The 24,548-nt window shown below is 43.9% G+C and carries 21 protein-coding genes; all 21 read right to left on the reverse strand.

What is annotated here, in order from left to right:
- Positions 1 to 298: 298 nt before the first annotated feature.
- Positions 299 to 2,101, reverse strand: a complete 1,803-nt coding sequence (locus ACFQ0C_RS03280; protein WP_379363943.1) for a cache domain-containing sensor histidine kinase — start codon at positions 2,099 to 2,101, stop codon at positions 299 to 301.
- Positions 2,102 to 2,330: 229 nt separating this feature from the next.
- Complete coding sequence (locus tag ACFQ0C_RS03285; RefSeq protein ID WP_379363945.1) at positions 2,331 to 3,734, reverse strand: alpha-amylase family protein; 1,404 nt, start codon at positions 3,732 to 3,734, stop codon at positions 2,331 to 2,333.
- 62 nt (positions 3,735 to 3,796) lie between these two features.
- Positions 3,797 to 4,630, reverse strand: coding sequence for a DUF6282 family protein (locus tag ACFQ0C_RS03290; RefSeq protein WP_379363947.1), 834 nt, complete (start codon positions 4,628 to 4,630; stop codon positions 3,797 to 3,799).
- Between the two features lie 24 nt (positions 4,631 to 4,654).
- Positions 4,655 to 5,584, reverse strand: coding sequence for a hypothetical protein (locus ACFQ0C_RS03295; RefSeq protein ID WP_379363949.1), 930 nt, complete (start codon positions 5,582 to 5,584; stop codon positions 4,655 to 4,657).
- A 31-nt stretch (positions 5,585 to 5,615) separates the two neighbouring features.
- The gene (locus ACFQ0C_RS03300; RefSeq protein WP_379363951.1) at positions 5,616 to 6,380 is read right to left on the reverse strand and encodes a hypothetical protein; all 765 of its coding nucleotides are present in this window, start codon (positions 6,378 to 6,380) and stop codon (positions 5,616 to 5,618) included.
- A 26-nt stretch (positions 6,381 to 6,406) separates the two neighbouring features.
- The gene (locus ACFQ0C_RS03305) at positions 6,407 to 7,951 is read right to left on the reverse strand and encodes an extracellular solute-binding protein (protein WP_379363953.1); all 1,545 of its coding nucleotides are present in this window, start codon (positions 7,949 to 7,951) and stop codon (positions 6,407 to 6,409) included.
- 37 nt (positions 7,952 to 7,988) lie between these two features.
- The gene (locus ACFQ0C_RS03310; protein WP_379363955.1) at positions 7,989 to 8,159 is read right to left on the reverse strand and encodes a hypothetical protein; all 171 of its coding nucleotides are present in this window, start codon (positions 8,157 to 8,159) and stop codon (positions 7,989 to 7,991) included.
- Positions 8,159 to 10,474, reverse strand: a complete 2,316-nt coding sequence (locus ACFQ0C_RS03315) for a helix-turn-helix domain-containing protein (protein ID WP_379363957.1) — start codon at positions 10,472 to 10,474, stop codon at positions 8,159 to 8,161. Before ACFQ0C_RS03315 ends, ACFQ0C_RS03310 begins: the two co-directional genes overlap by 1 nt.
- Positions 10,475 to 10,497: 23 nt before the next feature.
- Complete coding sequence (locus tag ACFQ0C_RS03320; protein ID WP_379363984.1) at positions 10,498 to 11,376, reverse strand: carbohydrate ABC transporter permease; 879 nt, start codon at positions 11,374 to 11,376, stop codon at positions 10,498 to 10,500.
- Between the two features lie 2 nt (positions 11,377 to 11,378).
- On the reverse strand, positions 11,379 to 12,287 hold the full coding sequence (locus ACFQ0C_RS03325) for an ABC transporter permease (protein ID WP_258214662.1): 909 nt from the start codon (positions 12,285 to 12,287) through the stop codon (positions 11,379 to 11,381).
- Positions 12,288 to 12,642: 355 nt separating this feature from the next.
- Positions 12,643 to 13,524, reverse strand: a complete 882-nt coding sequence (locus ACFQ0C_RS03330) for a carbohydrate ABC transporter permease (protein ID WP_379363959.1) — start codon at positions 13,522 to 13,524, stop codon at positions 12,643 to 12,645.
- A 15-nt stretch (positions 13,525 to 13,539) separates the two neighbouring features.
- Positions 13,540 to 14,424 (reverse strand): ABC transporter permease, encoded by an 885-nt coding sequence (locus tag ACFQ0C_RS03335; RefSeq protein ID WP_379363987.1) that lies wholly within the window; start codon positions 14,422 to 14,424, stop codon positions 13,540 to 13,542.
- An 85-nt stretch (positions 14,425 to 14,509) separates the two neighbouring features.
- Positions 14,510 to 15,595 carry a mandelate racemase/muconate lactonizing enzyme family protein gene (locus ACFQ0C_RS03340; RefSeq protein ID WP_379363961.1) on the reverse strand — a complete coding sequence of 362 codons (1,086 nt, stop codon included), beginning with the start codon at positions 15,593 to 15,595 and terminating at the stop codon, positions 14,510 to 14,512.
- Between the two features lie 84 nt (positions 15,596 to 15,679).
- The gene (locus ACFQ0C_RS03345) at positions 15,680 to 18,004 is read right to left on the reverse strand and encodes a helix-turn-helix domain-containing protein (protein ID WP_379363963.1); all 2,325 of its coding nucleotides are present in this window, start codon (positions 18,002 to 18,004) and stop codon (positions 15,680 to 15,682) included.
- Between the two features lie 93 nt (positions 18,005 to 18,097).
- Positions 18,098 to 19,630 carry an extracellular solute-binding protein gene (locus ACFQ0C_RS03350; RefSeq protein ID WP_379363965.1) on the reverse strand — a complete coding sequence of 511 codons (1,533 nt, stop codon included), beginning with the start codon at positions 19,628 to 19,630 and terminating at the stop codon, positions 18,098 to 18,100.
- Positions 19,631 to 20,298: 668 nt separating this feature from the next.
- On the reverse strand, positions 20,299 to 21,312 hold the full coding sequence (locus ACFQ0C_RS03355; RefSeq protein WP_258214646.1) for a response regulator transcription factor: 1,014 nt from the start codon (positions 21,310 to 21,312) through the stop codon (positions 20,299 to 20,301).
- A 214-nt stretch (positions 21,313 to 21,526) separates the two neighbouring features.
- Positions 21,527 to 21,889, reverse strand: a complete 363-nt coding sequence (locus ACFQ0C_RS03360; protein ID WP_379363967.1) for an NUDIX domain-containing protein — start codon at positions 21,887 to 21,889, stop codon at positions 21,527 to 21,529.
- Between the two features lie 42 nt (positions 21,890 to 21,931).
- Complete coding sequence (locus tag ACFQ0C_RS03365) at positions 21,932 to 22,465, reverse strand: GNAT family N-acetyltransferase (protein ID WP_379363969.1); 534 nt, start codon at positions 22,463 to 22,465, stop codon at positions 21,932 to 21,934.
- Positions 22,466 to 22,468: 3 nt separating this feature from the next.
- Positions 22,469 to 22,876 (reverse strand): hypothetical protein, encoded by a 408-nt coding sequence (locus tag ACFQ0C_RS03370; RefSeq protein WP_379363971.1) that lies wholly within the window; start codon positions 22,874 to 22,876, stop codon positions 22,469 to 22,471.
- A 118-nt stretch (positions 22,877 to 22,994) separates the two neighbouring features.
- Positions 22,995 to 23,660, reverse strand: a complete 666-nt coding sequence (locus tag ACFQ0C_RS03375) for an HAD family hydrolase (RefSeq protein ID WP_379363989.1) — start codon at positions 23,658 to 23,660, stop codon at positions 22,995 to 22,997.
- 70 nt (positions 23,661 to 23,730) lie between these two features.
- Entirely contained in the window at positions 23,731 to 24,153 is a 423-nt protein-coding gene (locus ACFQ0C_RS03380) for a hypothetical protein (RefSeq protein WP_379363973.1), read from the reverse strand.
- Between the last annotated feature and the right edge of the window lie 395 nt (positions 24,154 to 24,548).

Raw genomic sequence — 24,548 nt, forward strand, 5'->3', positions numbered from 1 at the left:
ACGATAATATGTAAGCGAATACATTACCATATATTATGATTTCTTATCCAATATTGTCATTCTGCACAGGGATGTTTTCCAAGCTGCATATGCCCTTGTTCGTACTGGATTTCTCGCAATCCTTCAAGCATTCTGCTTCCATATATGTTAAATAGCGAAAAGCTGATGAGAAGGACCCAGCGTATTTACACTCCTTATGAGCATTTCTTATGATCCCTGTTCCAATCTTCTTATTTAGGAACTGATGAAATGGAACAAACAGCCGTCGTCCTGGTTGGAAAATCATGCGCAATTCCTATTATTCAAGATGAATAGGTATCCGAATAGAGACGACAGCTCCCCTGCTAGGAAAGGAGGTTAGCTGAACCCCGTAATGATTTCCATATTGCAATACAAGCCTCGCATGCACATTAGCAATACCAAGCGAATCCTGCTGCTGAGCCTCATTCTGCTCCAGAGAAGCTGAAATCCCCTCTAATTGCTGATTGATTCTCAGCAGTTCATTCTCCTCAATGCCGGGACCATTATCGGCTACTTCTATGATGAGATCCGAGCCTTCGTCATAGGCGCTTATAATGACCACTCCTTCCCCTCCTCTCGGCTCAATAGCATATTTCACCGCATTTTCCACAATGGGCTGGAGAATAAACTTTACGACACGGCAGCTGATAAATTTATCATTAATGAAAAAACGGCTTTGAAAATGCTTGGGAAACCGAACATGGATAATATCCAAATATTTGTGCAGCTGTCGAAGCTCATCCTCCAGCTTCACTTCCATATCGGTAAATTTGGCCGTATACCGGTATACATCCGATAAATTGCGCGCCATTCTTTCAATAACCGGCACCTTTTCAAGATACGCCATACTCGTAATAATCCCTAACGTATTGTAGAGCAAATGGGGATTAATCTGATTTTGCAATGCCTTGATCATGGTTTCCTTTTGTTTGAGCAATGCCTGCATTTCCTTCATCTGTAATCCCGAGTTGGTAACGATCAATTCATCCAAACGTTTGACCATCACATTAAAGCTGTGAAACAGCTGCTGCAGCTCATCTTGTCCCGGTACGGATTCGGTTTGTACGCTCAGGTCTCCTTTGGAAACTTGTCTCATTAAACCTCTAAGCGTCAAAATCGGATTGACGAAACGATTGGAGAGCAGCGGAACAACCAGAATGACAAGTAAAGTAATAATTCCCAACACCCATAGTGTGGAAAATCTTGCAGAGCTCAGCCCCACCGCCACCTCAGCAAACGGAACTAAAGATACGATCCGCCAGCCGGTAACAGGTGATCGTGAGCTGCCTATTAAATAGTCCTCGCCGCGAAACTGCTGGATGGAAGCTTCCGTGTTGTCCGGAATCCTAAGTGAAGCAAGCTCAGTCTGTGACATGGGAACCCCATTCCACTCTTCGTTCGGGTGGTAGACAATAGAATGGTTGTCGGACACAATGAAAAAGAACCCCGAGCCGCCGAGCTTGGAGCCTCTGAAGGATCTGTCGATTTCATGCAAGGAGATGTCCACTGCAAGGGTACCAATCAGCTCTATCGTCTCCTTATTATAGATAGGCATCAGCATAGACATGACAGGCCGACCATAAGCCCCTTCATATTTGGCCGTATGTGTAGGAAGAATCAAAACATCGGAGGATGCGGGAACCCCATACCAGGGCTCGTCTACAAACCGGTCCAGCTTACCGAAATATTGCGCCATTGAAACGATATGATTGGTTTTGGATATGAGAAACAAGCCCTGGATTTCCGAATAGTTCAGTACCAGGTATCTCCTCATTTCCTTCTCAACGTTTTGAATGTCCACATTCGTATAGCTTTGGCTAGTAAGCCATTCCTGCACAATATCATTTTGAATCAGCGAATGTGTAGATTGCTGGAGCTGCTGATAATAGTAATCCAAATGATAGTTCAACCTCGCTGTCGCTTCATTGGAAATTGTGAAAAACTCCTTTTCCGCCGCTCTGCTGTAATAGTAATTGGAAAAGAGCCCCAGCAGCAGCACAGAAAGCACACTCACACTGAGAAAAGCCAGTACCATCTTCATTTTAATCGATAGCTTCCTAAGCAATGTAGGGCTGATCATAGTCCAATTCTCTTTCTATATTCGATAGGAGTCATGGTCATTTCTGTTGTCATCCCCTTATAGTCTTGGTAATAGATACAATTAGTACTTCCCTTTATATTAGCGCAACTCTTATGAAATCTTTGTCGGAAATTGGCGGAAACAATTGTAACGTTATACTATTAGCTCTCAAAAGAAAAAAACTGCATAGAATTAGTTTCTACGCAGTTCGTGAATGAAGCACCAGGTGCTATATATTCAAATCCTTTAGAGCTCGACCCACAGCTTGAATGTTTGCCATCCGCATCTCGGCATATTCGCGTGAAAGCACGATACCTCCCGCTCCAGCTTCGAACGCTTTGTGGACGGCTTTATATACGGTATCCGGATTAGCCGGAACATGCTCGGCATTCCACAGCACATCAAAACCTATACCCGGATATACCGGTACCTTGCCCCCAACATTGGATACAAGCCGTTTCGTCAGCCTGTATACATAATCCTCGGTAAAGCCAGTAGTGTCAAGTTCATCGAGCTTAGGCTCTTTATTTTTATCCAGCCCCATAATGTCATAGAAGCCGGACAATAAATTTTCCAGCGGCAATTCACGTAGAAACGACCCGTGAACGCTATCCAGCAGCCATCTGCGTACTCGCGGAGCAGCGATATCGTGATAAGCGATAGGCTTAATAAAATCGCAGTAATTCGCCATCTCAGCATACTCCAGCTCAGCCAGCTGGAATAAATCATAGGTGCTTTGCTGGTGGTCGATGTGAATGCCGAACTGCGCGTCGGGATTAATAGCCTTCACCGTGCCGTAGAGCCGTTTGGTCTGCTCTTCCTTGGATGTATAAGCATCATACTCCCAAGCGAGAATTTCAGGATATTTCAGCAATATCCGCATCAGTGTTACGAAGACGCCGTCAATCGGGTTGACCGTTTTATTTCGGAGCCCGGTTATGTATTCATACAGCTTCCGGTACCCTTCAATAGCTCTCTCCGGGTTGATTCCTTTGGCCCGCGCGCGGGTGCAGCAATGCTCGCAGAAGCAGCTTGGAACCTCTCCATGCAATAACACACGCGACAGCGGCCCTGATCGTTCCGATCCGTACTGCAGGCCATCCAACGGATAGCTTTTGAACATATCCTCCACAGTGGACAGCCAAAAGTTGTTGTAATCCGGGTTATTAAAACATGTATTCGGATAAATGCGGCCATACACGTCAATGGACATAATTTTAGGCCAATTATCAATAAATTGCACCGGCCTGCGTTGATGAGGCTCAAGGATGCGAGCGTACAGCTTCATGCCCCGCTTGCGAATAGGTCCCTGCAGATCTTCAAGCACATCTCGGTCTGCATATTCCTCTGTGGCCGGATCCCTCTTATGACGCAGAAAGGTGCCTCCAAAATATTGCTCATGATGTTTAATCCACACTTTGGTCGTATTGCGGCTGCGTTCATCGCGAACGGGTACTCCGTGATCCGGCGCGAGTGCTTGAGCCGACCTGCCGTGCGCTCCATAATAGGAATGGGTCGAAACTATAATGGTGTTGACTCTCCCTTGCTCCTGAATAATATCAAGACAATGGTCCACTCCTTCGTCATATACGCTTTGTGGACCAAGTTGAATGCCGATAAAATGATCTGTCATAACCGCTTCCTCCTTATCTCCGATAATGTGAACTCTATATAAAATGAAAAGCTTCTGTCACGTTACGTTAAATCCAACAATTCAGCCGGGGTAAACTTGGTCATCCTGTCAATAGCCTCTGCAGTGATGCCGTGATCGGATAAATACTGAATATACTCCGTCAGCATCATGCTCCAGGAAGGAAGCTCTATCTGTCCCCCATCCGTGGCAATGATCGTTGACTCATAGCCTAACTCTTTTATGGCTTGCAGATTGACGGCCAGATTTGTTGTATACCTTCCTCCTCCTGCCGGTTGGGCATAGACACGCTCGAACCATACACCGTATTGCTCCAGCATTTTACGTTGGTCCTCCAGTGTCATCCCTACTGAATACGATTCGGGATGAGTAACAACAATTTTACGGACGCCCTGCTTACGCGCTTCCTCAACAACAACGAATATATCCGCCGCTGACAAATGACCCGTGCCTAGTATGCCGTTGTTCTCCGCAATAAGCTTCAGCACATCCTTTAACGGCGGGACTATCCTCCGGTTCACCACTGTATCTATCCCGCCGCTTTTCCCTTCCATCTGTCGGTGCCTTGCCGAATACACGGTTGGCAGCCAGACCGTTTTGGCCCCCAGTTGGAAGGCTGTTTCCACCGCGTGGGGATTAATGCCGCCTACTGGCGGATTTAGAGTAATGCTTCCAAACAACCGAACCTCCGGATGCTTTTGGTTAACGAGCTTGGCTCTATCCATGGTAGGCACCAAATGGGATTTGATGACAAGAGCACGCACTCCCAGCTTGACCGCCTGTTCGGCTAATTGAAAGTCGTCATGGGAGCGCGGCTTTACATCCGGCGCCGAATGGACATGCAAATCTATAATTCCATTCAGATCCACTTTATTCATTAAGAGTCCATCCTTATAAGCTTGTTAGGCAGGCTGACCATCGCGCCCCAGCTTCCCGATGTCAAAGCGGTCTTTCAGCTCTTCCACGCTCATATCGCCAACAAAAAATTCGCTTGCGGAAGCCAAATAACGGAAGCCGGTATGCAAAATATGCGCATAGCTGCTATGCGGTTCTGCCGCAAGTGCAGAACGTACATCATAATCCCGTGAACCGGAATCTTTGGCGCGAAGGCTTACAGCCAGCTTCAAGAGCGGTTCTTCTTTATCGTAAAATTCAGCGTCCGTAATGTAGCGGTCAACCTTGGCTAGGACAGGGTTAAGAATCGCGTCTCTGTACCTTTCAACCTCCAGTGTAAAGCGCTGTCTCTTGCGTTCAATAAAGTCGAACCAAGCATCCGTATCCCCGTTTACCGCTCCAGGGTGATGCATAGGCAAAAGAGAGTTTTGAATGATCATACGGTTCAGCTCCCTTGTTCCTAACACGTCAAACCGTTCATTCTCAGGACCGCTGTCCATCTGATCTTCGAATACCGACTTGGGATACAAGCCGTTTTCTTCCTTGGCATAATACAAATGATACATAAAAGCATCGTTATACACACTGCACTCCGACGGTGAATAATCGATGTTTTCCGCATGCCGGAGCGTTGAAGCGTCAAAGGAGCTGAAAACAGGCTTCATGCAGCGATCAGCGGCACGATGGCACAGCCATCCGAGCACATAGGTCAGCTTGCGTTGCTGAGCCTCGTCAAATTTGCCGCTGCGATATGCTTCCCGCAGCTCGCCCATCAGGGGGGCGGTAAATTTGTCCCCATAACGGGTCACGCTTGCAAGCCTTGCCAAGTTGTAATTCATTTGGCCAGCCTTCTTGAATTCGGAGCAAATGTCCGGTGAAACTTCCATAAAATTAAAACAATCTTCCATCGAGGAAAAATGCGTAATATTTTCTGACATCGTTTCCACTCCTCTCTGCTTTCGGTCAAATTTAAACAGCCGTTTCCTTGTAATTGGAGCTGATCTCCAATAATCGGTTAAATCCATTTCGTACGATTTGCCCATAAAGACTGGCAGGCTCAGTGCTAAGAGCCGAATGAACAGCCTGTGCTTCCACGCTCTGTCCTTTTCTAAGCTCCAGCAGCAGCTGCAGCAATGCGTCATCGCTTGAATAAAACGGAATCCCATCCACATTGCGGGTAAGCTCCGCCAGATCTGGGTGAACTGCCGCTGCCGCAAAAGCTTCAACATCCGGTCCAAAGTCACGATCCCACTTGCTGATCAGCTCGATCCATTCGTCAACGGAAGCTATATTGGCAATGAAGGTATGAAGCTCAATGGTGTTTCTTTGCCGCATCGAAGTAAACATGGCACGAATCGAGCTTGCTTGAGGCGTAGTATTCCCTGCGGTGATGTAATACAAGCTATACAGGAAAGCATCCGCATAAAGCGCCTTTTCTCCAAGCTTGCTCCCGGGATTCAACTCTTCGATCCCCCTTGATGCTGCCAGCCCGAGCCCTAATGCCAGCTTGGCCGACAGACGCTCATCCTCTGTTTGGCTTTGTAACACCTTCCGGCTGTAATCCAGTAAATCCTGCTCATTATTCGGGCTTGCTTCAGTCGCATCGCCCATTAGAAAAAAATGCGGCTCCTGCTTCACAGCCGCCTTGAACGCTGCATCGATTTCCCCGGATGCTTCCACAAGCTTCAGAATGTCGTTCAAAGCTTCGATCTTCACTAACGATACATTTAACAAAGCGTATTCCTCCCCATCCGTTGTGATTATTTAGGCATTTTGGCATAAAGCTCGTTCATTTCCTGAATGACCTTGTCACCGCCGGCCGATCTCCATTTTTTCATTTCATTATCCCAGCCTGCTTCATCAATCTCCCCAATAATAAACTTCACACGGGCATCCTCAAGAATTTGCTTCAGCTCGGTGCCTCTTTCGGTCAACGTTTTCGAAATCAAAGTGATGGCAGGATTCGTTACGACCTTGGAATTCATTTCTTGTTTAGCCGATATCCATGCCTGATCAACGGGATTCCGCTGGCCTTGAATGGAAGCTTGCAAGCCATCGACAATTTGAAGCTCATTACGACGGTTATTAACAACCGCATTGTTGGCTGCTTGCTCTGGAGTAACGGAGGCTTTGCCATCCTTTAACGAATAATGCTTGCCCTCAAGCCCCCATGTAAACATCGTTTGCATTTCCGGAGCCGACAATTTGTCAAAATAGCCGAGTACCTGCTTCAGCTCCGCTTCGCTTTTGATTGCGGATTTCGGGAAGAAGAAGTTGCCTGTATAACCGTTGGACATGAAGACGCGTTCACTCCCGGTAGTACTTTGCATTTTCACAAAGGTGTCCCACTGTGCTTTCGGGTCTGTAGTACCCGCCGAAATACCGATAATCATATCGGGATCACCAATCCGCACGCCAGCTTGCCCTTTTTGCAGCAGCTCATGAGCTTGAGTCCGGCTTTGCAGCGTAAATTCTTTATTCATTAGCCCTTCCTTATACAGCTTCCTGTAAAATTTCAAAGCCTCCAGATATCCTGGATGAAATTGCGCAGGCGACAGCTTGCCATCCTTCAGCTCCCATTCGTTAGGCGCTCCATGAATGGCCGCCACGTAGCCAAATCCGCGCAAAGCGCTCTCATCAACTAATCCGATTGTGTCATTTTTGCCATTTTTGTCCGGATCGTTTTGTGTAAACACTTTAATGACGTTGTAAAGCTCATCCGGTGTTTTAGGCTGGCTTAAGCCCAAGTTGTTCAGCCAATCTTTTCTTATGACGACTCCATCGCCGATCAGCGGGCGTGAACGGTATAGACTGTACAATTTGCCGTCAATTTTAACGCCTTCAAGCACCTCGGGGTATAAATACTTTTTCAAATTCGGAAATTCATTAATATACGGCCCGATTTCCCAGAACACACCCGCTCTGACTGCATTGATCAATGTCGTAGATTTGTTCTCAAATACCAGCAATGCCTTGGGCATATCGCCTGAAGCAATGATGGCGTTGATTTTCTCATGCACGTTACCGCCCGGAATCCAAGTAATCGCCAGCTTCGTATTGGTGAATTCCTCAATTTTCTTAACGAATTCATCGTCTTCTCCGGGCGGCTGGTTCTGGGTAAACTGGTTGACCATGGTCATCGTAAATTTCTCCTGCGCCGCTGTATTTCCAGCTGCAGAAGTTCCTGTTGCAGGCGCAGCGTTTTCAGATGAGCATGCAGCCAATACCGTGGAAATAAGAACAAGTGACGCTGTTACCGCCATACCTTTCCTTACTGCCGGATGATTTAATTTGTTCCCTGTCAAGCTTAAAACCCCCTGTCATTTTTGAATTTTCTTCCCTTTACTTAACAATACTGTGCAGCAGCCTGCTTCCTCTACCGGCAACTCCTATTCTAGGGAGAAGCTGCAGAATCAGTCTATAATCACTTAAGGCCAACCGTCCCCCAAACCGCACATAATCATAACAGACCGAATAGTTATCTTCGCAGCCGCCCGCTCTGCTGTATGCCATTAGCCGATGAAGCCTTTAATCACGGGCGGATTTCTTTTTTTTCTATATTCACCGGGTGTCACGCCCTCCATCTTGCGGAAATACCGGATAAAATTTTGCGGGTTATTGTACCTAAGCCGGTTGGCAATATCAACAATTTTCATATCCGTTTCCAGCAAATACTCCCGTGCTTTCTGCAGCCTATATCGGGATAAATAATCGCTGAAATTCGTATCCAGCTCTTTTCTTAATACCCGCTTCAAATAACTGGGGTGAACGTCGAGCCGATCAGCGCAAAGCTCCAGACTCAAATCGGTATCATATTCCTCACGGATGATATGGGCAAGCTCTTCGGCTACCTTGACATATTTAATTTCTCTACGGTTATTCAGCAGCTCTAGAATTTGCTCGATAACCTCATCGAGAAACCATTTCTTTAATTCCTCAGACGTTCGCAGATTAAACAGCTGGGTAAAAATCGAGCTTTCATGCTCAAGCAGATGCTTCGCGTTGATTCGCATATCCTGCACAACTTTCAGCACATCGATCAGAACTCTGGCCAAATAAACCTGCTGTTCACGGTAGCTCACCTGCTGGGACAGCAGCCAATCAAGAAATTTCGTGAAATTAAGTTCAACGGTTTGCTTATCTCCGATATTCAGAGCGTTAATTAGCTCCATTTCAATATGCCTGGGAAAGGCCGGCAAAGCACTGTCATCCTCATCCGGCTGCACATCCTTCAAATACAGAATGGATTCGTCGCCATATTTAATCCGGTAATGCAAAGCCTCCTGAGCCTCTTCATAGGCACGTGAAGTGTGGACGATCTGATGGTACGGCTTACTGATTCCGATGCTTACATGAACATTCAAATAGGCTTTCACCGTTTGCTGCACATGCTCGCAAATATGATACATTTCCCGTTTTATTTCATCTTCGTCTGTACTATCATGCTCGATAATGGCTGCCTGAAATTTATCAATCAGAACCGATTGAAAGCGGTTACCAGATGCAATCAGCTCTTTCACAATATTGTTAATAGCAAACATTAACAAATCCCGGTCTTTTTCCTGGAACCGGGTGTCGTTCAATGAGTCAATTTGAGTTGTGAAGACGCTTAGCATAGACCAATCCTCGGAGATCTGGAATGCCTTGCATTTTTCATGAGCCTCTTCATGACTTAACTCGCCTCTGAACAGCTTCTGCAGAAAAAAATCCTTTAATTGCAGGAGCTGGATATTTAACTGATCCTTCATTGAAAACTGCGAGGACCTCATGCTCAAAAATTGTTTACGGATCAGCTCCAATTCATCTCCTTGGTCATTGGGAACCGCTTCTGTCGCAAATTCATAAATTTGGGCAATTGGCCTGTACATTTTCCGTGACCCGAGCAGCGCAAGAACCACAATAAGCAGCAGCATAACCGCACCGATCACCAAAGCTATTGAGCCGATAGCCCGCGAATCTTTGGAAATTTGCGTAAACGGAGCAACGGATATATAAGTCCAGTTGTTATAAGAGGAACGAATATATGTAAAACCGACCTCCTGACCGTCCACATTCAACGTATTAAATCCGTTCTTGGTCGGCTGCTCTTTAATATTGCTGATCACCTCATCGCCGGATAACGTTTGTCCGATCCTAGTGACGTCTGAATGGGCGATAACGCGGTCTTGACTGTCGGTAATCATAAAGTTTCCCAGCTTATCGCTGTTTGCAACCATTGAATTTAACGCTTTGCTAGGAAACACTACGATGGCGAGTCCCGTTGGATTTGAAGAATATTGAGGGATTTTTTGAATCAGCAGCAGGCTGTCGCCGTCTCTTTGATTGCGGTTGACGCTTGTATTTGGCAATAGGCCTTGATTCAATACCCAGGCCGACGGGGTTTGGATGACATTCAGCAGCTCGTTATATTTACGTTCGTCATCAATTTGATCCAAATAATAAGTTCCTTCCCCATCGACAACCCAATTTTTCTCCAAATTAATCAGGTACACACGTTTAATTCCATATTCATAAAAGCTCATGGAGGAAACCGTCCGGTTCAGCTTCGTAAATAACGGGAACAAGGCTGGCTGTACCGGCGAATTCATCGCATTAAGCAGCTCCGTTGAATTCACATAATTAAGCATCGTGGATTCGACCGATTTCAGAATTTGCTCCGTATGGCTTTGCGACTGCTGAAGCAGCAGTCTGTTGCTTTCGAGCACTTTATCCTGAATCATGGATGAAGCTTTATGATATGAAAAAATTCCTTGAAAGATAACGGGTATCATCGCAAGGAATAAGCTGAACGCAAGCAGCTTAAAAAAATACGTTTTTCTTTTTTTCACTCTAATTCCTCCGTCCCCAAGTATTACCCCTTAACGGAACCAAGCAGTGCGCCTTTCGCAAAATGCTTTTGCAAAAATGGATAAACGAATAAGATAGGAAGCGTGCTGACGACAATCACGGCCATTTTAATAATTTGTGCGGGTGGAGCTGTGTTGGTATCGTTATACTGTGCGTCCCCGAAGCCGCCTTCGGAAACGATTACAATTTGTCTAAGCCAAACTTGTACAGGCCACAGCTTGGAGTCGTTAATATATAACACAGCCTGGATATAGGTGTTCCAATGCGTGACGGAATAAAATAATGCAAAAGTTGCCATTGCCGGTAAAGAAAGAGGTAATACGATTTTAAATAAAATGCCGAGATCATTGCAACCATCAATTTTCGCTGCTTCCTCCAATTCACCTGGCAAGTTCTGAAAAAAGTTTTTTAGAATGATTAAATTAAACGGACTGATCAAAGCGGGAATCATCAGCGACCACAACGAATTCAGCATGCCCATCTCTTTAACGACAAGGTAAGTCGGAATCATTCCGCCGTTAAACAGCATTGTAAACAAAACAACCAGCATCAAAAATCTTCGTCCATCCAAATCGCGCCGGGCCAGTGAAAAAGCCATAAACGAAGTGAAAATTAAATTGAGCAGCGTTCCTACTACGGTAATGTACACAGAGACGCCGATGCTGCGGATGATCAGATTGTTGCTGAATATATATTTGTAGCCTTCAAGTGAAAATTGGGTCGGAAACAGCACAAACGATTTGTTAAGCAGCTCCTCCTTGGCTGTAAAGGAAGCAGCAATGATATAGACAAAAGGAATAATGGCTACAACCGCAATCGCCAGCAGCAAAACGATGTTTATCATGTTAAAAATACGGCTGCCCCAGTGTTTATCTTCAAGCATCATCAGTACACCCCTTCTTCACCGAATTTTTTAGCCAGGGTGTTGGCCATGACAACAAGCACCAAACCGACCAATGATTTAAATAATCCAACCGCAGCGCTGTAGCTGAACTGTCCCTGACGAATCCCTGTCATATAAACGTAGGTATCATAGACATCCCCCACCTCGCGGTTTGCTGCATTCACCATAAGAAAAATCTGCTCGAAGCTTGTATCGAGAAATTGTCCCAGCCGCAAAATAAATAAAATAATAATAGTGCTGCGGATGCCTGGCAGCGTAATATGCCACATTTGCCGCCAACGGCCTGCCCCGTCCAATTTGGCTGATTCGTATAAGCTTACATCTACACTGGCTAACGCTGCCAGAAAAATAATGGTGCCCCAGCCGGTTTCCTTCCATATAACCTCAGCTGTGACCATTATAGGAAACCACGTTTTACTCAGCAAAAAGTTGATTTTCTCAAAACCGAGCTGAGCTGCAATTTGATTGATAACGCCTTCCTCCGTGCTGAAAAAAATGTATACGATACCGACAACCACAACCCAGGATACAAAATGCGGAACATAAATCAAGGTTTGTAAAAATCGTTTGTACAATTCGTTGCGCAGCTCATTGAGCATTAAGGCAATAACAATCGGCAGCGGAAAAAAGAACATAATATTTAAAACTGCCAAAACGGATGTATTTCTTAACAAAACCCAAAACTTTTCATCCGTAAAAAATCGTTCAAAATGCTCGAACCCTACCCAGTCGCTGCCGCTGATCCCGAGAAAGGGCTGGTAATTTTGAAAAGCAATGACAATTCCCCACATAGGCAAATATTTGAACAATAAAAAGTAAATCATTCCGGGCAACAGCAATATGTACAGCCACCTGTTTTTTAATATTCTGCTTAACAGCTCAGACCTTATTTTGGTGCCCGAAGCAACAACCTGATTCGTATGACCGGATACTAATGTCTTTCTCAACCTGCACGCCTCCCCATTTTCCCTCTGACTCCTTAAGGATAGGGCCCTCATTCAGTTGCAGTCTATAATCAATTCAGTCTTGCCGGCCTAAAAAGCGTAAAACCACGATAATCTTGACTGATGAATAATAATCCTTGGGGATCAAGCTTACAGATTCGCTTGCGTAGGGCTCGACCGACCGCCATGCAATGCCGCACGTGCTCCCGGTTTTGCTCCAAATCTCCAGCCCCCGCATCCCCAGACAAAATATAACGAGCTCAGCAATGTGATAGTTGCTGAGCTCGTTCGTTTGCTTGCTTCACCCTTTAACTGAGCCGATCATTACCCCTTTGGCAAAATGCTTTTGCAAAAAAGGATAGACAAGAAGAATCGGCACCATCGCGAGCACTATAGAAGCCATACGAATGGTTTCCTGTGGAATAACTCTGTCATCGTTCCCGCCGCCCGCTCCGCCAACGCCGTTAGAATCCGAATCGATTACCAACGATTTGATCAGCACCTGCAGCGTCCATTTCTTAGCGTCAGTCAAATAAATCAACGCATTGAAGTAGGTATTCCAGTAGGCAACCGCAAAAAATAAAGTGAAAGCGGCGATCGCCGGCATGGACAACGGAATGACAATGCGCCAGAAAACCGCGATATCGGAGCAGCCGTCAATATGAGCGGCATCCTCCAGCTCAGGAGGCAGCGATTCCAGAAAGCTCTTAATAACGATCAAGCTCCACGCGTTGGTTAACCCGGATAAAATTAAGGACCAGTGCGAATTTAAAAGCCCAAGCTCTTTAATCAGCAAATAATTGGGCAAAATGCCAGCGTTGAAAACCAGTGTAAATATGACCCCGCTTAGCATAAGATTTCGGCCTGGTACAGCTTTTTTGGTCAAGACGTAGGCAAAAGTAAACGATACAATCACACTAAGTACGGTCCCTATGCCCGTCACGAACACCGTGCTTTTCAAAGCATTAATAAAGCTGTTCGTTGACAGGATATACTTATAAGCCGACAATGACCATTTCTCCGGTAATAAGTAAAACTGCAGTGGTATATACACTTCCGGGTCCGTAAAGGAAACGCTGAACACATAAATAAATGGAAATACGCAAACCAAGGAAATGATTCCAAGCAGCGAGTAATTCACATAATCAAAAAGAGTCGCCCTTTTAGTCGCTACGAAACTCAATTTTTATTTCCCTCCCTAATAAATACCCTCTTGACCCATTTTTTTCACCGTATAATTCGACAGCAACACCAGGATCAAGCCAACAACCCCCTTGAACATGCCAACCGTCACACCAACGCTGGTCTTTCCCCCGAGGATTCCTATCGTATAAGCATAAGTATCAAACACCTGTGAAACGGAAGTAACCAACGGATTGTTCATTAACAGCACTTGCTCGAATCCGACATCCGCCATGTGACCAAGCCGCAATATCAATAAAATGATGATGGTCGGACGAATCGCCGGCAAAGTAATATGCCATATTTGCTTCATTCGTGACGCGCCGTCTATAACGGCTGCCTCGTACTGCTGGGGATCAACGCCAGCCATGGCCGCCAAAAAAATAATCGTCCCCCAGCCCGCTTCCTTCCACATGCTTTGTGCGGTGAGCAAGGCCCAATAATAGTCAGGAGTAGACAAAAATGAGACCGTCTCATAGCCCATACCCGAAATAATTTTATTCACAATGCCCACGTCCGTGGAAAGCATGAAGAAGGTCATACTGGCTACGACAACCCACGATAAAAAGTGAGGCAGGTATACAATCGATTGATTAATTCTTTTGAACACCTCGTGTCTCACTTCATTAAGCATTACAGCCAAAATAATAGGTAAAGGAAACATAAAAATGATCCCGAAAATATTAATGGCAAACGTGTTTCTTAGCATGCTGTAGAAAACTTGACTGGAGAACAATTCGGTGAAATTCGTGAAGCCAACCCATTGGCTATCCCAGAGCCCTTTATACGGGTTATATTCTTTGAACGCGATCAATAACCCCCATAAAGGAGCAAATTTAAACACTAGAAAATATAAAATGCCCGGTAAAGCCAACACATACATCCATTTTTGCTGCAGCATGGCCCGCCAGAGGCGGGGGCGCATTTGTTGTTGATTTTTCTTGATAGCCGTTAGCATAATAAACACCCCGTAAACGCTTTTAGTTTCATTGGCTGATCCGGTACTCCGCATTGGTAAGCCACTCCGGCCGAACCGTTATTCCCCACCCGGGTCCTTCCGGGACCTGCACCTTGCCGTCATGCACTTCCAAAGGCTGAGTAAAAAGGTCATGCGTCCACGCATCATCCTCAATTGTATATTCCATGAAGGTTCCCGCATTCGGTATGGCTGCAACCATGTGAAGCGTAAACACGGTAAGCATGGATAAATTAGCTGCATGCGGTGTGCAGGTCATTCCAACGGCTTCCGCCATTCGGGCCACTTCAAGCGCACGGCTTAAGCCTCCCACATAACAGATGTCAGGCTGAACGATATCCACGGCACGCATTTGGATCATTCTTCTAAACTGGGACAAGTCTGTATCTTGTTCACCACCGGTTACCGGAATGTCGAGCGCGTCCGCCACCTGTTGGGTCCATTCCAATTCCATATAAGGGCAAGGCTCTTCAAAGTGGCACACCCCATATTGGGCCAGCATATGCCCTGTTTCGATCGCTTTCTGAGGCGTAAATCCGCTGTTGGCATCGACATAGAGCAGCGTATCGTCTCCAATCGCAGCGCGGACTGCTCGTACCACCTCTTCGGTACGGCCCGGGTAGACATCCGTATCGTTACCGAAGTTGTTTCCTATGCGGATTTTAAAAGCACGGAATCCGCTAGTCTCTTTTAGACGCTTAATCCGCTCTGCTTCCTCTTGAGGCGAGATGTTGCGTTTCATGCTGGAGCCGTAAACCTCCACCATACGCGGCTTTCCGCCTAATAGCTCGCTAACACTTTTTCCCAACCGTTTCCCTTTCAAATCCCATAATGCGGTATCCAATCCGCCTAACGCCCTGCAAATGTAAGAGCCTGGAAATTTATGCTCCTCTCGGATGCAGACGGCGGCCAAGGCCTCAATCTCGTTAGCAGCGGCTCCAAGTGCATGAGCTGCCAGCTGTTGGTGCAAAACTAGTGCAGATATATTGGCATGATAGGGTGCGATTTGTCCGTAGCCCTGCAGTCCATCCTCCGTTGTGACACGAACAACCGACAGCTGCTTGGTCGTAAAGGTCTCGATACTTTTAATTTGCATAATTTGCTCCTTCGTCTCCATTGTTTATTTGGCTTTCAGTAATAGCATTGCTGCACGGGCTCTTAACCCTCTATGAGCTGCGGCCTATCGGAACTGTGCTCTGAAATTTCCCGGAGTTAACTGAACATGTCGTTGAAAAATCCGTATAAAATTCCTTTCCGAATAACCGATTGCCGTTGCAATCTCACTGATGCTCTGATCCGAGTCCTTTAACAGCCGTTTAGCCTCATCAATTTTGCTTTCCACGACATATTCCAGGAAGTTTTTACCCATTCTTTTTTTAAACAGCCGGCTTAAATAGGAAGGACTAACCCCAACAATTTCGGCGCATTGTACCAAGGACAGGTCACTCCCGCAATTTTCCTTAATATATTTACAAATATGCTGAATGGCGGTATCGCTCGTAGCTTCCCGGTCGTTATGGGTTAACCATAAATAAAGAGGGAACAACGTCTCTTCAAACCAATCGTAAATCTCCTTGGAGGTTTGTTTGCTTCTCAATTGTCCGAACAAATTATGTTCCATAACGTCGCCTGCATGCGCTCCTTGCTTTTCCAGAGACATGATGAGCGATGATAATAAGATGTGATAGCTTTGGTAAATAAACACATACGATTGGGAGCTTTGCAATATTTCTGCAAACCGTTTGAAGTTATCAACAGCAAAAGGAATATCCTCCTGAGCAAGAGAATCTATTATGGCAGCTTCCAGCTCCAACGGATAACTAAACAGCGTCTGCTTCTTGACATGCTCTGTATCTTCAATAAACAGCACTTGCTCCGAGTCACGAAAAATCCTGTAGTTCAGAGCTGTTTCCGCTTCTTTATACGACACAGGAACATCTGCAGCGTGTGCGTAGAACCGACCGATTCCAACGGCTACATCAAAGGATAAATAGCTTTTGAATGCTTCAATGATTTCGTCGACATATTCCACGGTCCGGTCGAGCATTGTGTTTTGCACCGCATCAGGCTTGAATTGAAGAATTGCTACACCACGTCCCTGATATGGAATGGCATAACCTTTAAGGGAATGATTACGCAGAATTTCCTGCATAACGTTAGCAAGTGAAAAGGCGACAATCCCCTTCTCCTCCGGCAAAAACCGCTTCTCTTTGTAAATATTTTCGGCTTCCACGATCAAGACGACGTTAGTGAAAGTCACTTCCATACCGTATGTCCTGCAATCCTCCACTAGTGTCCCATTTCTTGTATAATCACCGCTCAGAAGCTGAAAAAGGAACTTTTCCCGTAAAGAAGGCTCGATATTTTCCATATACATACCCAGCTTCTCGGTTTCCTTACTTAAGTAATCCAAAGACTCCTTAATGATGTCGAGTTCATTCTCCTTGTATTCCATACCATCAACACTCAAAGAACGGCTGTGATTAATCAATTGTTCAATGGGAGTATAGGCTCTCTTGGAAGTGAAATAAGTCAGAATGATACCGACTCCTACAAATACGATCAGGATAAGCACCATCATTCTGCGTATCCAGCCTAATTGCTCCGTAATAGCTTGCTCTGGAATAATAGAAACATATGTTCGAGCGAATACATTTTTAACATATCTATATTGGGCTGGCTTACCGTCCATGCCCTCCTCTACAAAATGGCCAATGCTTTGATCCGACCTTTTTATTAGCTCTATTCCCTTTAATCCGGCAGTCTCATGTATAAGATCAACATCCGGCTGCCGCTCTGCTGCAAAGGGGCCATGCAATTTCACAATAGTCAGTTCTTGATCGCCTGTAAGAATAACGGTGTCCGTTTCAAGAAATTTGCTAAGCAAAGACGTCTCAACCTCAAAGCCTAATACCCCCTCGGGCCCTTTGGTGCCGATTAACGGAAGCAGTCTTGCAAATGTAATATAACCATCTCTTCCGCTAATTTGGAGCCATTGAGTAGGAAGCTTGCTTCGCAAGAGCAGGTCTATATCATCCTTATATTTATAGTCAGACTTCGTTACGGGACCATAATCATTGGATAGAACCACATCTCCTGAGCTGTTATACAAAAAGATATCATTAATAAAGCTGTTCGAGTTTTTGGCCAGAGCTATTTTATTCATAATTTGAATATTGCGGATGACATTCTCGCTTGAAGAACGGGTATAAGCTTCTTGCAGCATCGGATCTTTGGCTAACTGGAGAGAGGCCTGCTCGATTTCTTGTAAAACCATTTCGGCACGATCCTTCATAATGGTCAAGGACGAATCGCTTTCGGACCCGATGCTTTTCTCCATGCGGTCCATTGAAAGCTGGTAGTAAACCATGCTTATCAAAATAACGGGAATACACACAGAGATACAGCCCAGCCAGATCAGCTTGTATAAATACTTCCTAGGATTCGTCAGCCGTTCGATGCCTAAATATTTCAATATATACTTGCTCCAGCTCCAGTTAGCCATAAATCCTCCTGTTATTGGACAAAAGATCAAGCTGGCGCCGCGGGTCTAAGGATGTCATCCCCTCAGATTCACGGCATCCAATTAGACATTCATTTAACTGCCAAACTTCTCTTTATAATCCTTGTTAAATTCCTGATAAGCTTTCTTGAAGTCATCATTGCTGTTTAACTTATCGACATAAGCTTTGTACTCATCCATCGATATTTGCCCTACAATGGCTTTAACAACCATCGACTGCCATTCACTTGTATATTTCGGCCAGACGGAAGTCCAAGTATTCGAGTTAATGATCGAGAAGAAGTCAAATTTGCCGACTTTACTATATTCCTCCACTGACTTTGATTTGGCGTCGTTATACGCTTTCGGTGCGGCTGGGTTGATTACCTTCATCTTGTTGTTATAGGCAAGCGGGAAAATGGCGCCCGTACCGTTGGCAGTTACTTGTTTTTTGCCAATTTCCGTGAGCTGCTGCTGACCGTCGACCATCGTATAATCGACTCCCTCTATACCATAGTAGTTATAATCGGTCTGTTCCATCGTTGTTGTTCTCTCGAAAAAGTCCAGAATTTGCTTTACTTTCTCCTGCGGCACTTTTTTGGAAATATAGAAAGCGCCGGAAAAAGGTATCGCCAGTTGAACGCTTACTCCGCCTGGCCCTTTCATCGGCGGCAGAGAGATGACCTCCGCACCAGGCTGTACTTTCTTAATGCTTTGCTCAAACGTATAATCCCGCCAAATATTACGGGCATAGGATGCAGCGCGGCCGGTACTGTACATTTCTTCCGCTTGCGTCTGTTTGATTGCCGAAAAATCTTTAGCCAATATGCCATCCGCATACAGCTGGCGGAAATAAGCTACCATATCGGTATAATTAGGCGTAAGCAGCTTATTGATCAGACCTCCGTCTTTGTCATAAACCGCGTCCAATCCCCCAAAGGCTGATAAGAAGCTGCCATCGCCGTCAGCAAGAATGAAGCCTTGGCCGATAAGACCTACCGTGTCCTTCTTCCCATTCCCGTCCGGGTCATTGTTAACAATGGCTTTAAGTGCAGCTGTGTACTCATCCAATGTTTTGGGAATGGGCAGATTGAGCTTATCCAGCCAATCCTTCCGCATTTTAATACTCAAGTCGATTTGCGGACGGTTTCTCGGCACGCCATAAATTCCACCCTCGGACCTCATGTATTTCCATACTTCCTTATAGCTGTTATTTTTCAAATTCGGATACTTGCTGAAGTCGCCAAGCAGAGGGTTCAAATCCCAGAAGGCACCCTGCTTTACAGCGTTTTGCAGAGTAGGGCGTGTAATGCTATTGGCCACAATAACCTCCGGAATGTTTCCTGAAGCCAGCACCAGATCAAATTTAGTATCATAATCGCCGGATGGAATCCAGTCAATATCCAATTGGACTTTGTTATCCTTTTGAAATTTCGTCCAATATTCATCATTCATATCCGGAATATCGGCATACGACGGAACCATGAATTTAACCTTAAGATCAGAAGCTGGTTCAGGAGTTTTTCCTGCTTGCGGCTGTTGACTTCCTCCACTGCATCCGGCGACAACCCCCATTGAAAGCGCCATTAACATAGTCATGCTGAAAACTTTACTAGATAAAACCTTCATAGTGACCTCCCCATATCTTGTTATTGAATCGGTACGCCAATCCTTCTCATTTTCAAATGGCAGGCAACGATTTCAGGCTTTATCATAGTCGTATCCCCGACTGCATGTAAGTGACAGTTCTTGAACTGTGTTGAAAATCGGCTTAAAACCAAGAATAAACGACATTAAAAGAGTAAAAAGCTGGTAAAACCTTAAACAACACGGCAGTGCTTCATCCACGGAAGTGAAGGGTAATACGGAAGCAATTGTTAAACCTTAATCAACACACCAGTACTGCTTTCACGGAAGTGAAGAGTAATGCGGAAGTAATTGTTCCTTTATCACCTGAAAAGCCCAAAAATCAGAGTGATAAGGGAACAGCCCGTTCCGTTATTGCTCTGATTTGTGCATAAATGCTCCAATTCGGCCAACATAACGGAATTCCCACTTCCGCTATCGCCCCAGATTGGCGGCGGCAGATGGAATAGCGGAACTCTCCGTTCCGTACAAAATCCTCCAGGGCTCATCGCCGCTATCCATATAACAATCCGCTTTGTCTTGCGGGATAAATAGGTTACCCTCCCTCGGCAAGCTTATATTAGAAAGGGCAACTCGCTTTAGTGCTATAAAGTACTTAAACTTTCTTGTATGTTAAAAGAATCCTCAGTTCATGAGGATCCTAGCGTGGCTTATAGTCCAATTCTCTTTCTATACTCGACAGGAGTTATAGTCACCATTTGCTTGAAAATACGGTTAAAATACGGCAGAGAGGAATAGCCAATCATATCGGCAATCTCATAAATTTTTAAATCCGGTTCTTTCAGAAGCTCCTTAGCCTTTGTGATCCGAATCATATTTAAATAGTTTAAACAAGTTTGGCCCGTTGTTTTTTTGAAAAGCATACTAAAATGGGATACGCTCATATGAGCAATATCAGCCATCTTGGCCAGAGAGAAATTTTCAAAGTAATGAACATCAATATGATCCCGAACTCTCTTGATCGCAGAATTGACATGCTGATTCGAATATTGCGGATAAACAAGCAGCCATTCATCCATCAGATCTGCAAAATGCTTATGGATTCCTGCTTCATCCTCAGCCGTCAATGGTATAAAGACATGGCGCTGATCATACGCCTGAAGCAGCCCGTTAAGCTTCGCCGACAAAATTGCAAGCAAGCTTTTACGCATTCCTGGCGTGGTAACTCTCAGACTCAAGATGGAAGCTAAGAGAGCTTTGATCTCGGCAAGAACATTCGATTGACTCATTTCGGACATATGCTCCACAAATCTTTGTATATGTAAAACACCCTCGTGTATTTCCTTCATTCCCTCTAATTTCTTAACCGACCTTTTTAGAGCGGCATGCAGCTCCTCTTCATCAACCGGCTTCAACAAGTATTCGGTAATACCAAAGCGCATCACCTGTTTGGCATATTGGAAATTATCGTATCCGCTTACAACAATGGTGACCAAGGGCAGATTAGCCTGATAGATTTGCTCGCTTAACCATATCCCATTTTTATGCGGCATCATAATATCTGTGATCACAATACTCGGCCAATGCTCTTGAATGAAATCCCATGCTTCCTCCCCATTGCTAACCTCGCCTGCAACGGTAAAATGAGGGGTCAGCCTATCGACCATTTCCGCAACAGCATCACGAATCCATAGCTCATCCTCTGCCACCAGCACTTGAAACATAGTCAACCCCCTACCCTATGGTTTTACTCATGGATAAATGTTAACAACTCTACCTATTATCTTAACATTAACTTGGTTTTTGCAGGTGAATATCGTTTAATTTTAACTGAAAATAGAGGTAAGATGCACTATTCTCTTAAAAATAAAACATCCCGTCCCACTGAAAATCGCGGCTCGGGATGTTTTTTAGTTTCAAGTTATTATTATTCATATTTTATCTTAGATAGGGTAATATTCTCTTTACTTCATTGTTATCCAAAAGCTCATTAATAGAAATCCATCTTACTTCCTTCAATTCCTGTTCCTCGTGAATCCGTTCAGGATCATATCCTAATTGTAAGTCACCTTCTAAAACAGTACCCAAATAGCAATAATACATTCCTTGTATTCTCTCGTTATAAAGTTGCAGTAGGGGCTTTGTTATTTCGACTTTTAATCCCGTGGCTGCTTGTTCAGATGTTTCTCCTTCTTCAATGCTTCCTCCGGGAAATGTCCATATCTCTTCGCCTTTATACAGCTGCCTTACCATTAATAGTTGATCATTCTTTATGATTGCTACGCTGCTTCGGGTACCCACAAACCTTCTCCCCATCCTTTGTTAAATTACCCACTTGTCCCTTCATATAGATTTGGTCATTTTTATTCCTGCAATTTCGTTATTGTCAAAGTCAGTTACGCATTTAATTTCATAAGGCTTGAATCCCAGCTTGTTGTAAAGCAATAGAGCTTTGGTATTTACATTGTGACAAACTAACCGGAGTTCCTTTGCTTGTAGTTCATTTTTAGCCCTTTCCAATAATGCATTTACTAAATATCGCCCTGCGCCGCGCCCTCTAAATTTTGAACTTATAATTACATTTCCTAACCAATAATGATCCTCTTCGATATACAAATTACTATATCCAACAATTTCCTTGTCATATTCAATTACCGTGGGTAAATAACGCGTCTTGGAAACTTCAAATAATTGTAGTGGGTTTAAAGGAAATGTTCCTTTCGGATACATATAAAATGATTCTGCACGATTCTCAGGAAAAGCAGCAATGACGTCTAAATCTTCCTTTTTTAAGTCTCTATAACTAAACACAAAATCGCCCTTTCTGTATGGAGTTTTTGGCGGTACTTTAACAGCATGAAGTCTGATTGATCTCAAAATTTATATTCTATGTTTTATTGGAATTACTAATTTAAGTGCAGACCATGTCTCATCTACAGCACAAACTTTAACATCCACCAATTCGTTATTTAAGGCTGTATTTCTTATCACATCTTCATTAATATCTGTTGGGATCTTGGAGGATTTCTTTGGCCAAGAGATCCACAGCATACCATTCTGCTTCATTTGGCTTTTAATTTCCAGATGCTTTTCATATTCAGACTTGGATTTCACAAAAATATGTATAAAGTCTATTTGTTCTTCAGTCTGCTCCACTTTCTCAATAGTCGAAGGCAAAGTTCCGAGAAGCTCCCAATAATTATTCGGTTCGTTCACTACACAAATTGTACATCCTTCTTTAATTCCAAGCTTTTTGATAAGCGGAGTTCCTGAATATCCTGCATTCATAAATATCCTCACCTTCAAATTGTTTTTTTCCTTAATGGATGTAGCATATAACTTTTTTATATTCCTGATGCCTTACGGACTTAAGCTCGTTTCTTAAAGCTATCCATTATTGAAGTTATTAGATTTCTTTGATTATCTCTTTAGGGTCATCAATCTTTTTATAGTTACTTTCTACATACGTATTGAACCATATAGCATGATAAACTCGTAAACCTGCATCATTGGCTCCGTCCAGCTCATTTGAACCGCCATCTCCAACAAAAATGGTTTCTTCCGGCGTCACTGACAAGCCTTCACACGCTAGCTGGTATATTCTCACATCAGGCTTGGCTATCCCAACTTCATACGAAAAAACTATTTTGTCAAAATACTGAGCCAGCATACTTCCATGCCAAAATCTAACTTCCTCTTCCGTGCAATTGCTAATTAGACCTATCTTAATGTTATTATTTCGAATATACTCTAATAGCTCAATTATGTCCGAACGAATATTAAGGAATGGAATCATCTTCTCTTGAATTCTTTCCTGATACAAATATTGAACGGCTTCATCGTTATATTGCAAGTTTCGATTCTCCAAAATATCCTTTAGAACCGCGGGATAATCCGAAAAAAAACCTGTCATTCTCTTCTGCTGACGACTACCCCATTCTTTCTTAAACTCTTCTGCAGCAAACCCTAATAATTCCATATAATTATATGACCGATTTGATATTCTTCTTCCGTCTGAAAACTCAGTTATTAACGTTTCAAATAAATCAAAGAAGATAGCTTTGGTCTTCAGTTATATCAGCTCCTTGAATTGGTCTGGCCCTAAGACTTAAAATCCCTTCGGCCGAGTTCGGTTCTCTGATCTACTTGCGAATAATGTCTTCAAATGATTCCAAATAATATCCCCAGTCAGTCTGTTCATTCTCATATTGCCATAGTAGCTCTTTAAAAGTTACTACAGAATTCCCAAAACGAGTAAATAACAGGTCCTTTATATCATTAAAATTCTTACCTTCATGCAATAAATCATCTATACAATACTCATCAGGAACATATATACCTTCACCTAATATCGGATATAATTGAAAACATAAATTTCTTATAGATTCTCGTAAATCTGAGTCTGATAAAAATTTCTTCCAACGGACTGTATGATACAATTGACATAAATGTTTTCCAAAATATAGAGTAAAGTCCCCTCCACCTTCTAATATCAAATATTGTTCTTTGTTAAACTGTTCCAGTAAACTACTATATTCTTCGTAATGCGTCCAACTCCATTTCAACTTTTTATTTGCAGTAAGCCCCTTTTATATGAACTGCATATATTTCCTCTAACTTGTGAATTTCGTACAATCCAGTTTTATGTATGTATTCGCGAATTTTATGTTAATTCCTTTTTATGGATAAAGCTTATACTCCGTAATAGGTATTGGATCATGGGGCTGTCCAAAAAGCCTTTTTGGAGGTGCTTTTTTGGCTTTGCATGGCAGATTAGGGAGCCCTCTCAAATATCAGGAAAATGTCAGGTTAATTTCTCTGAAAATTGGGTTTCTAGCCCGATAACTGGAATTTCTCAGGCTGTCGAGAAAGTCTCGGCAGTCTTTTTTTTCTTTAATACAATTCACCAATTCACCGCGTTAATTTGATATAATATAGTAAATAAGTTGGAAAGTGGTGA

Origin of the sequence: Paenibacillus sp. GCM10027630 (assembly GCF_042676305.1) — a bacterium.
Lineage (GTDB): Bacteria > Bacillota > Bacilli > Paenibacillales > NBRC-103111 > Paenibacillus_S.

Excerpts from the sequence above, each read along its gene's own strand:
- ACFQ0C_RS03290 (WP_379363947.1), bottom strand. The coding sequence starts at position 4,630 with ATGAATAAAGTGGATCTGAATGGAATTATAGATTTGCATGTCCATTCG.
- ACFQ0C_RS03355 (WP_258214646.1), bottom strand. The coding sequence starts at position 21,312 with ATGTTTCAAGTGCTGGTGGCAGAGGATGAGCTATGGATTCGTGATGCT.
- ACFQ0C_RS03295 (WP_379363949.1), bottom strand. The coding sequence starts at position 5,584 with ATGTCAGAAAATATTACGCATTTTTCCTCGATGGAAGATTGTTTTAAT.
- ACFQ0C_RS03320 (WP_379363984.1), bottom strand. The coding sequence starts at position 11,376 with ATGCTTGAAGATAAACACTGGGGCAGCCGTATTTTTAACATGATAAAC.
- ACFQ0C_RS03340 (WP_379363961.1), bottom strand. The coding sequence starts at position 15,595 with ATGCAAATTAAAAGTATCGAGACCTTTACGACCAAGCAGCTGTCGGTT.
- ACFQ0C_RS03335 (WP_379363987.1), bottom strand. The coding sequence starts at position 14,424 with ATGCTGCAGCAAAAATGGATGTATGTGTTGGCTTTACCGGGCATTTTA.
- ACFQ0C_RS03350 (WP_379363965.1), bottom strand. The coding sequence starts at position 19,630 with ATGAAGGTTTTATCTAGTAAAGTTTTCAGCATGACTATGTTAATGGCG.
- ACFQ0C_RS03310 (WP_379363955.1), bottom strand. The coding sequence starts at position 8,159 with ATGGCATACAGCAGAGCGGGCGGCTGCGAAGATAACTATTCGGTCTGT.
- ACFQ0C_RS03285 (WP_379363945.1), bottom strand. The coding sequence starts at position 3,734 with ATGACAGATCATTTTATCGGCATTCAACTTGGTCCACAAAGCGTATAT.
- ACFQ0C_RS03280 (WP_379363943.1), bottom strand. The coding sequence starts at position 2,101 with ATGATCAGCCCTACATTGCTTAGGAAGCTATCGATTAAAATGAAGATG.
- ACFQ0C_RS03345 (WP_379363963.1), bottom strand. The coding sequence starts at position 18,004 with ATGGCTAACTGGAGCTGGAGCAAGTATATATTGAAATATTTAGGCATC.
- ACFQ0C_RS03370 (WP_379363971.1), bottom strand. The coding sequence starts at position 22,876 with ATGAATGCAGGATATTCAGGAACTCCGCTTATCAAAAAGCTTGGAATT.